This is a genomic window from Paenibacillus xylanivorans (assembly GCF_001280595.1).
GTDB classification, from domain to species: domain Bacteria; phylum Bacillota; class Bacilli; order Paenibacillales; family Paenibacillaceae; genus Paenibacillus; species Paenibacillus xylanivorans.
In genome coordinates this window covers 26,672-39,136 of record NZ_LITU01000065.1, presented here as the reverse complement: position 1 = coordinate 39,136, position 12,465 = coordinate 26,672, and the positions used below count along the sequence as shown (strand labels likewise).

Here is a 12,465-nt window from a genome sequence, read left to right as displayed (position 1 = left end):
TGCACCGCCATATTTGGTCCATCCCGTATCAGTACTGTCATCAAAGGTATCTTCTTCTACCATTTCGACTGGTTTTATCGTATTATCAGCATTAAACTCAAATTTATCAAATGCCAGTACGCGTTGTGAACTGCTCAGATAACGCTTATGGTAAAAAATGTACCAATCATTTGTTGTAGGTGATTGAACAATACCGTTATGACCAGGTCCATCTGCTGTTGTCGTATCGGTATGTAACATAATACCTTGCGTTACAAATGGTCCTGTTACAGAGCTGGACGTTGCATACATGACCTTATAAGATGAATCTGCCCAAACGCCTGCAGCATAAGTCAAATAGTATATCCCGTTTCTCTTGAACACTTTAGGCGCCTCAAAATAATCATTATCGCCCGTTTTAGTGGGCGTAACTTTCTTATAGACGGTTCCGTCAGACCATGTTCCCAAAGACTTCATGTCCGCGTTAAGTTTTACAACATTACACTCACCCCAACTGCCATAATACATGTACGCTTGACCGTCATCATCTATAAATACATCTTGATCCATTGGGCCTGCACCATTTCGTACAACGTTGATAAGGGGGGCGCCAATCGCATCGGTATATGGACCTTGTGGATTATCAGCGACCGCAACGCCTATTCCGCCTAATTGCCCATCGCCATTGATTGCGTTAGCAGCAAAATAGATGTAGTATTTCCCATCGCGATAAGCCCCGCTCGGCGCCCACAAGGAGTGTTGCAACCATGATATATTGGCCGAGCTTATGACATTCGAGTATTTGGTCCAATTGACCATGTCTGTTGAAGAGAAGATGTCCACCGATTTTGCGCCAGTGTCGGATTCACCAACTTGAGTCGAACGAGTCGGATACACCCAATATGTGCCATTATATATCTGTACGTCAGGATCTGCATAATAGCCATCCACAAATTGTGGACCAGCGTGAATTGGAGCAGCATTTGCTAGTCCCGGTAAAGATACAATCAAGCAAAATACAATCGAAACGCAAAACAATACATAATTAGATTTTTTAGTTTTTTTCATAATACAACCTCCTTCTGTAGTTGACAGTTTACTCCCCTCGTTACAAGATAGCGCTTACAAATTAATGGAATTTGAATGGTTCATTACTGAATCACCTATTGAATCAATCGTTACATATTGACCTCCTCCTAGAAGCTGTCTTCGCCACTGCTGCCTAGCTGATATGGATGCGTAGTCTTGTCCTGTAATCCCGATTATGAATTGACACGCATTGTTCGTTGAAATCTTTCTCTACGGCCATGTGGTCTCCGCTCAGCACAAATGTGATTCGAAAGGAGTCCTCTGTCGGTAATCTTAAACAGAGATCTCATGTAAAGTATTATACGCTCATGAATTTTGATTAAAATGTAATTCTATAAATGATTTTTGCAAAAAAATAAAGATTTGAAGAGATGATAAAAATGCACTCCTGCTGTCCAAAAAAAAATCAGCGTTACCGTTTTAATTCGGTAACGCTGATTTTTTTTGTATTTTTAATCGAGCTACAACTGGTCTACATATTTTTTTGAATTGTTTGTTTTCGCTAGTTGGATTTGAATACTTTGGATTCCCCGCCGGTAATGGGTTATTTAACTAAAGTTGCATTAGCTCAACAGCCGCTTCTGATAGGTACTATTTTTCTGCAGATAAACAATTATGGCAAACAATTTTGCCTTTGAAATAGGATACGTTCTCTGCATTGCCGCAGAAGATACAAGCAGGCTCGTATTTCTTAAGCGCTCGCCGTCTACATAGATCTCCAGAGCATCTTTCTCGCCAATACCAAGGATACGGCGCAATTCGATTGGAATAACAACACGACCAATTCGTCGACTTTACGTACAATATCATATCAGTTTAGTTTCCAATTTTACATGGCAATGGGCTATTTATGTTCAATGTAAAGCAGTGTAAATAGAGTGAGAAACAGATGGATCGAAAGGTTGGCCAATCCATAAGTGCTTCCCATTTGCTAGTTGTTTAATGGCGCATTCCTTCTCTTCGCTAAGCGACGAGACTGATTAAATTGTTATCGGGGTCCTTTATGATCGTATATCGCTCTCCCCACGGTGTATCTCGCGGCTCGAGGAATCCGTTATACCCAAGCATCGTCAACTGACGGTACACGTCGTCCAGCGCTTCGTTGCTGGAGAACTGAAAAGCGAGCTCGGTCCGGTAGCCGACAGGATCTTCCCAGCCTTCAAAAACACTCTTTACCGATTCCACCATATCGAATGCAAACACAATTCCTTCTTGCTCCACGTCTACGTGATGCGCTTCGTCTGCGCCGTCCGGAATAACCAGCCCCAGCACGCGATAAAAATCCAACGACCTCTTCATCTCTTCTACGTAAATCGCGACTCGTTTCAACTTTACCGTCATGCTTTGCAGCTCCCCTCGCCTTGTTTGATTTTCAATCCCATTATAGTAATTGTCCCTCATTGCAAAATAGTAAAAAACGGACTTCCTCACTCCTGCTTGGTCAGCCGTTTGAGTGGAAGTCCGTAATATCGCTTAAAAACGCCAGCGAAGTGTGACTGATCGTAGTACCCGTGTTGAAGGGCCAAATCCGTCAAGCTGAAATAGTCTCCGCTGTTCAATTCCTCAAGAACGCTTTGAAAGCGGACGATTCCGAGCATCTCCTTCGGGCTTAGGCCAAGCTCCAGTTCAAAAGCCCTTCGCAGATGCCTCTCGCTGAAATTCACTTTATCCGCCAAATCCGTTACGGAAAGATTACCTTTGACCTCGTATATATACTGCATGCTCTGGTAGACCAAAGTGGGAGCAGGCGCCTCGGTCGCAGCCAGTATTTGGCCCAATTGCTGCTCGACGACCTCGATCCTGTCTGGTAACGATTGGGCAGTCAGCAGCTTTTCGACCCAATCCAGAGCCTCTTGTCCCCAGAGATCCTCCAAAAACACACGATTTGCCGCTAATGTCGATATTGGAGACTTCAGGATCGTGCGGGCCGACTCCGAATAAAGCCGGATGCCCCATACCGAGCGTGCTTTTGTAAATTGCATAACTTCGACTTGTGTCGTTAGCCCTACGACATAAGCGGCCTGCCTGCTTGATGAAGCGAGCAGGTCCACTATAATATCGACACAGCCATCGGGGATGACTCGATGCCCCGGATTTCCCGGTACCGGCAGGAAATCCACCGTCCAGTAGGCAGCTACATGCGACGCCAGGCGACGGCTCGGCGCAAACTCCCGGAAGTTGTGAGAGTGGATATGCAACTGCCGCTGCAATTGGGGAGCATGCAAGGGTCGGTAAGGATGGCTCATCTGCGCTTCTTCCTCCTATTACGTGAATAATCTTGACAGTTTGGCGGCTTTCAAGGCTAACTTGGCTCGCCAAGGACTGTATTCCATCTCATGGTCGTGGTGAACTACCCCTTTTCAATTGGCCTATAATTTCAAAACCGTACTTATCCCAGTCAAAGGCGTTGCTAATTCCTTTAATCGTCCACGACTCATCATCAATAATCATGACCTTGTACATGGGTATTCTCCTGAACTTGTGGATTTCTTCGAAATGATAGCAAAGCTTCCCGGTAATAGCAATCTAAAATACGGATAAACCACGGTCATTAGCAAACGATGGTTTATCCGTATCTTATAAATTACTTGCTGCTCTCTTTAATTTCTCTGTAATGCTTCACGTTCTCTTCTTGAACCGCTTTACCGCCAGCGTCCATATATTCTTTCACCAGCTTGTCATACAAGGCGTCGAATTCGGCCGGCTTGACAACAATCAGCCGATCCATCATTTGCTTGTTCATATCACCCAGCGTTTTGCCGTATTTGATGCTGGCTTCGTTCGGAACCCCGTAGTAGAAACCGGTAAAGCCGTCTGTCGTATTGATCTTGTAGGAATCGACAGCCAATTGCTCGTAGGCCTTATCTCCGGTTGCCAAGGCTGCAGCGTACGTTTTGACATTTTTCTCGGTATCGCCCAGCTCCGCACCGTTTACAACCAGCGTATAATCCAGATTGAGATTGCTCATCTGCATATTTTCGCCGGTTTGCGCAATCCTTTGTGGGATGTCTTCCACCATGGTATGATTGACGCCCTCTTCGCCGAACTGCAGGAAGAACAGCACTTCAGGAGTAGCCATCCCGTTCAGATACTTCATAGCCAGTTCCGTATGTTTGCTGCTTTTCGGAATAAAAGAGAAAAGTCCGTTTTCATTATACGTCTCTTTGATATATTTTCCTTCCGCGTTCTTGAAGGCATCGATCGGAACATAGTTCGCGTCCGGCGCGTTTTGTTTCAGCGGTTCGCGAATTTTTGCATTAAGCGGATAATCCCAGTTTGCCCCATAGAAGCCTACCTTGCCGTTCGTTACGTCGGCATCCGCTTGCTTAGCCGTCTTGTCCAAAGCAAAGTCGGGGCTGATCAATAGTTTCCGCCGTATTATTATGTATTTATCGTGGGTCCAAAAATAGCTATACGAGTCCAGCGTTATTCCATAAGGAATAAGGGCTGATTTTTTTGTTTTCTGCGGTAACAACGCATCAGTCTCCGCTTTCCCATTGCATGCGCGAATATTCCCCTATCGATCCGTTATCCCGTCCATGACGGCATATAAACTGCTTCGGGGAGCAACCAAAATGTCTTCTAAACAACTGATAAAATTGAGCCGGGCTTGCAAATCCCACTCTGCCGCTGATTTCGGTTACCGACCAAGACTCCGTGAGTAGAAGCTGCGCGGCCCGCTTCATTCTCCGCATTTGCACATAAGACGTAAACGTCATTCCCATTCCTCTCTTAAACAGCTTGGCAAAATAACTGCCGTTGTAATTCAACTCCTTGCCGATATCGGCGATCAGGCAGGATGTCTCGAGCTGCTGCTCAATCAGCGCTAACGCAGGCCGCAGTTTTTCCGCCAGATGCGGGTCCATCGGCGCAATAACCTTCCTGTCATCGATTTGAATCAGCGTATATAAAAGCATTTTGAAGCTGGCATTAACGGCGAGCTCGTATCCTCTTTTCTTGGCCGTAATATCCTGGAGCATTCTATTGAGCAACTCAAAGGCTTGTCCCTTTGAGCCGGACTTGCTTAACGGCTCGTACAGCGTCGTCAGATTGGCGGATTTGCCCGTAAAAGCCGCATAATACGTCAGCAGGGACGGGTCCATAAAAGCGGTCATATCAACGTGGCACACGATGTAAATCAGTTCGGAAGTTCCGTATTTATAGGATCGATGAAGCTCATTTGAGCCTAACAGCATCACATCGCCGCCTTGCAGCGGATAATGATGATTCGTTGTTTCAATGGCCATCGTGCCCTTCAGAACAGCAATCCACTCCACTTCCTCATGATAGTGCCATGGTCCGTATTCCTCGGAGGTTAAACTTTGGTGGTTAATCTTCCATATTTTCATGCGAAAATATGGATCGGCGTAATCGACCTGTTCCCTGTCATAAGCACTGAAACTCACCGTCATTTTCTTGCCTCCACATTGGCTATAGTGCCTTTATCGTATCATGAATGTCCGTTTTCAAGACAAAGGAATCGGCTATCAAGAGGCTTTTTCGGGCACCTTGCCTTTACAATAAAGAGAAAATGCCATAGCCGAAGGAGCCGTCCGACATGAATGACTATCAGCGTCTTTCCAATAATCATGACTTGAACCTGCCTTCCTGGGGACCTTATGCCAAGCAATATATAGGTATCTCCCACATTAACGATCCGTCGAAAGGCGTTCGATTTGATTTAAGCTTAATGCCCGGATTCTATCGGCGAAAAATAGACATTCCTAATGTCTTATGGGAATCCGGCTATCATCCCTGGGAGGCTTCGCCGGATTTCAGCCATTTCTCCCATCGTCATGAACTCGAATGGAAGGACCGCGTCTACGCGGATATATCGTTCAGCCGGATTGATGAGCAGAGCCGGCTTATCCGCGTTAACTTCGCCAATCAAACGGAGTATCCGCAAAATCTGGTGCTGCACGCGATGGCTTCGCTCCAGCCTCCCCGGCTGCCGGGACACGGCGAAGTCCAAATCTTCGCAGAAGCACGGCTTCCTGATGGAGCAAAATGGGTAAATGCGCTGGATTACAAGGAATTGATCTTTGCCAAGCCGCGGCCTGCAAACGGTCTTGTCTACGACGGATTGGCGCGCGGGGAAATTCGCGGACAGCATTTTACGGGCGGATCGGCTGTTGGCGGTTCATTCGGAACGGATCCCGGAGATCTGCTCCGATATGAGATAAACCTCGAGACCTCCCTGAAGGACGCCGTGTTCCTGCTGCGCGGTCAAGCCATTCGAGGAGCGGAGCTCGAGCTTTGGCTCGGGGAGCAGAAGTACCGGCTTCATCTGGAACCATCCGGCAGCTTAACGTTGTCAGAACTGTATATCGGGAACTTGCCTGCAGGAAAAGTTGCGGTTAGTCTTCGCACGCGGAGTGCAAACCCGCTTGTTCTTGACGGCTTTACGCTTGTCGAGCAGCAGACTTCCGAAGAGGTTGCGTTCGTGGATCTCCCTTGGGGCTTGGAACCGAAACTACAGGAAGGTCCCGTTCCCGGCAGTCTTATTCTTCATTATCCGGATAACCCCTGCTATTACGGCTTGTTGTGGAATTATCCCGATGCGGAGATCAGACAGTTCAGAACGGACGAGCTTGATCAATTCGCCCGTCACACGGTGCACAATCATGTGAGTGCTATTTTGCAAGGCAACGGAAAAGGAAATTATACGAATGTGTTTATGCGTCCTATTCCCCTAAACCCGGCTTCATCCCTTGTTCTTCACGGTATGGTGTGCGGCGGGACTTTGGAAGAAGTACATGCCCGTCTGGCATGCTTTGCATTGGATGCCAGCAGCTGCGAGTCTATCTATCTAGTGGAACGCAAAAAGCTGGAGTCTCCTCCCGCTTATCCTTCGGGCGACCGATATTCCTTCAGCCAGCAGCTCATGCGGGCGACCTTGCTGACCAATACGGTTTTCCCGGTCTACACCAAACGACAATTTATTCGTCACAACACGCCGGGGAGATGGTGGGATTCCCTGTATACATGGGATTCCGGGTTTATCGGACTTGGCTTCGCCGATCTCGATGACAGCCGGGCGATTGATTGCTTAAATGCTTATATGACGGAGCCGGGAGATCCTGAAGCAGCCTTTATTCATCACGGCAGCCCGGTTCCCGTGCAGCATTATTTGTTCCACGAGTTATGGAACCGCAAGCAGTCTCCAGAGTTCCTTAACTATTTCTACCCGAGATTACGGCAATACTACTTATTCCTTGCAGGCAAATTGAATGGTTCAACAACGGACGTATTTCAAACCGGTCTGCTTCAAACCTGGGATTATTTCTATAACTCCGGGGGATGGGATGACTACCCTCCTCAGAAATACGTGCATGAGCAAAAATTAGAAAAAAAAGCAGCTCCCGTCATTACGACGAGTCAGCTCATACGAATCGCCAAAATCCTTAGGATGGCGGCGGCATTTTCTGATGATTGGGATATAGACATCCAGGAATACGAGAAGGATATCCGTAGATGGAGCAATGCCCTTGACGCTTATGCCTGGAATGAGGAGACCGGCTATTACGGCTATGTGCTGCATAACGAAAAAGGAGAATACGAAGGTCTTCTGCATCACGGCTCCGGAGCGAATTACAATAGGGGGATGGATGGTTTATACCCGCTCCTGGCAGGGATCTGCAGCAAAGACCGTGCCCGGCGTCTGATTGAAGCCTTGTTTGACGAACAACGTTTCTGGACGCCAATCGGCTTATCCACTGTTGATCAAAGCGCCCCGTATTATCGGGCAGACGGTTATTGGAACGGTGCGGTCTGGATGCCTCATCAGTGGTTTTTCTGGAAAACGATGTTCGATTACGGTTATCCGGACCTCGCTTACCGTATTGCAAACACGGCGCTGGAATTATGGAAACGCGAGAACGAAGCCACTTACAATTGTTACGAGCATTTTATCGTGCAGTCGGGACGCGGCGCAGGCTGGCATCACTTCGGAGGGTTATCGGCGCCTGTCATCAATTGGTTTGCGTCCTATTATCAGTTGGGTAAGGTTACCACAGGCTTTAACGTCTGGATGCTGCAGCAACGCATTAAGGATGACTTTACGGAATATCAGGCAGAGTTTCTTTACGCCGGACAATCCGATCAGCCCTTTCATATACGGATCAATCTGGCCGAAGGATTCGAATACGAGGCTAACTGCACAGGATGCGAAGTCGTATGCACAAGCCACCCTGACGGAGGAGTGGAGCTCATGATAACCAACTGCCTGTCGCAAGCGTCGATCCGGATTCAGCCCGCTGAATAAAGGTAAAGGCCTGAATACGCCATTCAGGCCTTTACTAGTTGCCTGCTATTCCAATGACGGAATCTTAACGACTACAGTTGTTCCATAACCAATCCGGCTTTCTATGGTGATCCCATAGCGCTCTCCGAAAAGGAGCCGAAGCCTGTTATGGATATTGGTTAATCCGATGCTTTGCGACGTTTGGCCGTCTTGCGCGCGTTCCGGATAATCCGTGTCCAGCTTAGCCTGGAGAGCGGCCAGTTCCTCCGGTTCCATTCCTTTTCCGGTATCCCTGATACAGAAGCACACATCCCCCTGCTCATCCATGCTCCCGGCAACTTCTAGCCGCCCCCCTTGGTCCATCCGCTCGAGCCCGTGATAGACGGAATTCTCGACAATAGGCTGGAGAATCATCTTGGGAGTTCTCAACTCAAGCAGCCGCTCTTCCACATCCACGTTCATAGAGAATTTATTATCATACCGAATAGAGATAATCTTTATATAGGCCTGAATACAGTCCACTTCTTCCTTGATCTGCACAAGCTCATCTTGCTTGATGCTGTACCGGAAAATTTTGGACATGCTTGACGTCATTTGCGCGATTTCCCTGCTTCCGTATTCCAATCCGATGCTGCTGATGCAATTCAGCGTATTATACAGGAAATGCGGGTTGATCTGGCTCTGCAGGGCAGAAAACTCCGCTTGCTTCTGGCTGAGCTCGGATTTGTACAATCTGGCTTGGGTATTAAACATATCCCTTGTCATTTCCTCCATCTCATCCATCATCCGATTGATATCGCGAGCCAGCGAGCCTACTTCATTGGTAGAGCGGACTTTAATTCGGAAGCCCCTGTCCCTTCTCCCTACCCTCTTCATATCCATAACAAGCCCCATCACCGGATTCATCAGGCTATTCATGAAGAAAATGCCCATCATAATCAGAATGAGAATAATCCCGATCCCCACGATAATGCTGACCTTCCTCATAGGGTTCATGTCCGCAGTTAGTTCATGAACCGGAATCAAACTAACAATTCGCCACCCATCCGCCTGCTCCAAACCTTTGACCTGAACGAGAATACGTTCCCCGTCGATGGTTGTGTTCACGCCGTTAAGCAGGTTGTCCTTATTCATAGACAGTACATCCTTGAACAACATGCCTCGTGTCTTGGCATTCGTGGACGCAATAACCTCATCCTGGCTGTCCAGAATGTACAAAGTGGAGTGCGGCGTCAATTCCGTATTTTCCACAAGCCCCTGAAGCTTGTCCATATTAACCATTACGGTGAAGTAACCCGTTATTTGCGAGAAATAGATGCCACCAATAGATTCCAAAATCGGCGCGATATAAAAAAACTGTTCCGATCCCGTGCTATCGTCTTTTAAAGTAGTGGTGAACTGCCCCTTTTCCCGAAGCGAAGGGTCCTTCTTATACGTCCGGATAAAGCTTTCGTAACGTTTTAGAAAGAAAATATCGCCGCCCGAGGAATCCAGACTGTAAAGCTGCTTCCCCCGAACGTCATCAATGACAATTCCACTCACATACGAATTAAAGGATCTCATATAATCCATGAGATCCAGTGCATAATTACCGCTATCAAACGCCCTTTTGTAATCATCATCCACTACGGTATATTCCTGAATCAGTTTGCTGTTGACCGCAATGCCGGTGCTGACCCGGATATCATTAAACACGGTATCAATCTTGCTTCGCGTTTGCTCTATCATTTGGTTTCCAAAATTGGCGGCCCTATTCTGGGTTAGATGAGAGAAGCTATTGAAGAAATACAACACCATGACTGTAAATATAACGATAGCGAAATAAAAGATAAGCCATATCTGATGTTTCAATTTCAGTCTACTGGTCTTCATGACCTGCCGCTCCGTTCATCGTTAACTGTTTTTTCTGAATTTAGAAGGCGTTATTCCGCAATGTTTCTTGAAAACCTTATTGAAATAGTAGTATTCCACATACCCGGTCTGAATGGCGATCTCCTCGATCGACAGGTCCGTTTTCCTCAACAACTCGCGGGCTTTCTTAATCCTGAGCTCCGACACGTATTCGGAGAAGGTTTTGCCCAAATTTTTCTTGAATAATTGACAGCAATACACCTGATTAATATAGAACTGGGCGGACAAATCTTTCAAATACAATTTCTGTTCATAGTGACCGTCGATATAGGCTACCATTCGGTTAAAGCAAGATACAATGTCCCCTTCCTGCAACGGTCGGTTGTTCCCTTGCGTAATGGAAGCGAGGACGTCATGCAAAAAGCTGCACAAAGATTCGAAGTGTTCGAATCGTTCTTTAATCTCGGAATAATTGAGAAATTCCATTTCCATATCCTTCAATTCTTCGGCGTAGGCGTTTATAAGGATCCCGACTGCCTGGTTCCATAAGTAGACAACCTCGCTCATGCCGAGCTGCTGTTCTTTGAAGTATGCCTGCAGCCCGTTTATGTACGCATCCATGTCGCCAGGCTGGTCCTCCCGAACGATCCGATTAATCTCTTCGATACATGGTTTCACCAAATGAACCTTCGGTTCGTAATGAACGACCCTTCCAATTTCGTTCAAAAAAACCTGTGAGGCAGACAAATCCGCCTCTTTAATCAGCTTGCTCATATGCGTTAGCTGACTGGAAATGCTGCTGACGCCCACCGTATTCATGCCAGTATTGTTCGCGACTAATTCATCCCAAAGTTCTTCCAAACAAGCTTTATGTTCCGTTATCAGAACAATCAGCCTTTTACTCGTTCCGGATTCAACGACCACAGCCGTAACAGGCTTTTCTTCCAAAGAGAGCAGCTTTCCGAAATCCTTGTTGCCGCCTGCGAAATCGATGGAAAGCACTTGGTAGTAACATACCTCCCCGCTACCCGGAAGCGGCAAATAACGTTTGATCTCCTCCTCATTGGGCGAGGTCAGCGCATCCAGAAGGAGCTGATTGCGTGCCGCGCTTCTTTTGGAGAAATGCATGGCAAGCTCCTCAATAAATGAATCTGCCATATCTACGTCCAAAGGCTTCAGGAAATAATTAAGCGCGCCGTAGCGCAGCGCTTCCTGGGCATATTTAAATTCCGCGTATCCGCTAACGACGACAAACTCAGTGTCCAGATTATGCGATTTGGCTCTCTTCATGAGATCAAGTCCGGAAATGTCCGGCATGCGTATATCCGTAAATACCAAGTCAGGTTTCTCTGCTAGAATAGCATCCCACGCTTTGTAAGCGCTTGTAATTTGGCCTATAATTTCAAAACCGTACTTATCCCAGTCAAAGGCGTTGCTAATTCCTTTAATCGTCCACGACTCATCATCAATAATCATGACCTTGTACATGGGTATTCTCCTGAACTTGTGGATTTCTTCGAAATGATAGCAAAGCTTCCCGGTAATAGCAATCTAAAATACGGATAAACCACGGTCATTAGCAAACGATGGTTTATCCGTATCTTATAAATTACTTGCTGCTCTCTTTAATTTCTCTGTAATGCTTCACGTTCTCTTCTTGAACCGCTTTACCGCCAGCGTCCATATATTCTTTCACCAGCTTGTCATACAAGGCGTCGAATTCGGCCGGCTTGACAACAATCAGCCGATCCATCATTTGCTTGTTCATATCACCCAGCGTTTTGCCGTATTTGATGCTGGCTTCGTTCGGAACCCCGTAGTAGAAACCGGTAAAGCACTCTGTCGTGTTGATCTTATAGGAATCAACAGCCATTTTCTCATAGTCTTTATCTCCGGTCGCCAAGGCTGCCGCGTACGTTTTGACATTCTTTTCGGTGTCGCCCAGCTCCGCGCCGTTAACAACGAGCGTATAATCCAGATTGAGATTGCTCATCTGCATATTTTCGCCGGTTTGCGCAATCCCTTGCGGGATGCCGTCTACCATCGTGTGGTTGACGCCTTCTTCGCCGAACTGCAGGAAGAACAACACTTCCGGATCGGCCATCCAGTTCAGATACTTCATAGCCAGTTCCGCATGTTTGCTGCTTTTCGGAATAAAAGAGAAAAGTCCGTTTTCATTATACGTCTCTTTGATATATTTTCCTTCCGCGTTCTTGAAGGCATCGATCGGAACATAGTTCGCGTCCGGCGCATTTTGTTTCAGCGGCTCGCGAATTTTTTGCACCATCGGATAATCCCAGTTG

General features: G+C 46.9%; 8 protein-coding genes and 2 pseudogenes. 1 reads left to right on the top strand and 9 read right to left on the bottom strand.

All coding sequences use genetic code 11. From position 1 onward, the window contains the following. The 6 genes and pseudogenes from AMS66_RS32760 to AMS66_RS17535 form a co-directional block, all read right to left on the bottom strand. Positions 1-1,047, bottom strand: a 1,047-nt coding sequence (locus tag AMS66_RS32760) for a family 43 glycosylhydrolase (RefSeq protein ID WP_160319707.1), incomplete at its 3' end; no start/stop codon positions are given. A 612-nt stretch (positions 1,048-1,659) separates the two neighbouring features. Continuing rightward, a pseudogene (locus tag AMS66_RS31825) lies at positions 1,660-1,873 on the bottom strand (AbrB/MazE/SpoVT family DNA-binding domain-containing protein). Positions 1,874-2,031: 158 nt separating this feature from the next. Then, the gene (locus AMS66_RS17550) at positions 2,032-2,409 is read right to left on the bottom strand and encodes a VOC family protein (protein WP_053782035.1); all 378 of its coding nucleotides are present in this window, start codon (positions 2,407-2,409) and stop codon (positions 2,032-2,034) included. 86 nt (positions 2,410-2,495) lie between these two features. Continuing rightward, entirely contained in the window at positions 2,496-3,314 is an 819-nt protein-coding gene (locus AMS66_RS17545) for a helix-turn-helix domain-containing protein (RefSeq protein ID WP_053782034.1), read from the bottom strand. Positions 3,315-3,652: 338 nt separating this feature from the next. Continuing rightward, the gene (locus AMS66_RS17540; protein WP_269084556.1) at positions 3,653-4,543 is read right to left on the bottom strand and encodes an extracellular solute-binding protein; all 891 of its coding nucleotides are present in this window, start codon (positions 4,541-4,543) and stop codon (positions 3,653-3,655) included. A 4-nt stretch (positions 4,544-4,547) separates the two neighbouring features. Beyond that, positions 4,548-5,480: a helix-turn-helix domain-containing protein gene (locus AMS66_RS17535; protein WP_053782033.1), complete on the bottom strand. Its 933-nt coding sequence runs from the start codon at positions 5,478-5,480 to the stop codon at positions 4,548-4,550. A gap of 146 nt (positions 5,481-5,626) precedes the next feature. Between AMS66_RS17535 and AMS66_RS17530 the strand changes: the two genes are divergently transcribed. Beyond that, positions 5,627-8,332: an MGH1-like glycoside hydrolase domain-containing protein gene (locus AMS66_RS17530; protein WP_053782032.1), complete on the top strand. Its 2,706-nt coding sequence runs from the start codon at positions 5,627-5,629 to the stop codon at positions 8,330-8,332. A gap of 45 nt (positions 8,333-8,377) precedes the next feature. Here AMS66_RS17530 and AMS66_RS17525 read toward each other — a convergent pair whose 3' ends face one another. The 3 genes and pseudogenes from AMS66_RS17525 to AMS66_RS33840 form a co-directional block, all read right to left on the bottom strand. Next, positions 8,378-10,039, bottom strand: coding sequence for a cache domain-containing sensor histidine kinase (locus tag AMS66_RS17525; protein WP_236703482.1), 1,662 nt, complete (start codon positions 10,037-10,039; stop codon positions 8,378-8,380). Between the two features lie 165 nt (positions 10,040-10,204). Next, entirely contained in the window at positions 10,205-11,650 is a 1,446-nt protein-coding gene (locus AMS66_RS17520; RefSeq protein WP_053782030.1) for a response regulator transcription factor, read from the bottom strand. A gap of 121 nt (positions 11,651-11,771) precedes the next feature. Next, a pseudogene (locus AMS66_RS33840) lies at positions 11,772-12,465 on the bottom strand (extracellular solute-binding protein); the annotation flags it as partial.

Bases quoted from the DNA above. Each gene is read 5' to 3' on its own strand.
- AMS66_RS17550 (WP_053782035.1), bottom strand. From the start codon at position 2,409: ATGACGGTAAAGTTGAAACGAGTCGCGATTTACGTAGAAGAGATGAAG.
- AMS66_RS17545 (WP_053782034.1), bottom strand. From the start codon at position 3,314: ATGAGCCATCCTTACCGACCCTTGCATGCTCCCCAATTGCAGCGGCAG.
- AMS66_RS17535 (WP_053782033.1), bottom strand. From the start codon at position 5,480: ATGACGGTGAGTTTCAGTGCTTATGACAGGGAACAGGTCGATTACGCC.
- AMS66_RS17530 (WP_053782032.1), top strand. From the start codon at position 5,627: ATGAATGACTATCAGCGTCTTTCCAATAATCATGACTTGAACCTGCCT.
- AMS66_RS17525 (WP_236703482.1), bottom strand. From the start codon at position 10,039: ATGATAGAGCAAACGCGAAGCAAGATTGATACCGTGTTTAATGATATC.
- AMS66_RS17520 (WP_053782030.1), bottom strand. From the start codon at position 11,650: ATGTACAAGGTCATGATTATTGATGATGAGTCGTGGACGATTAAAGGA.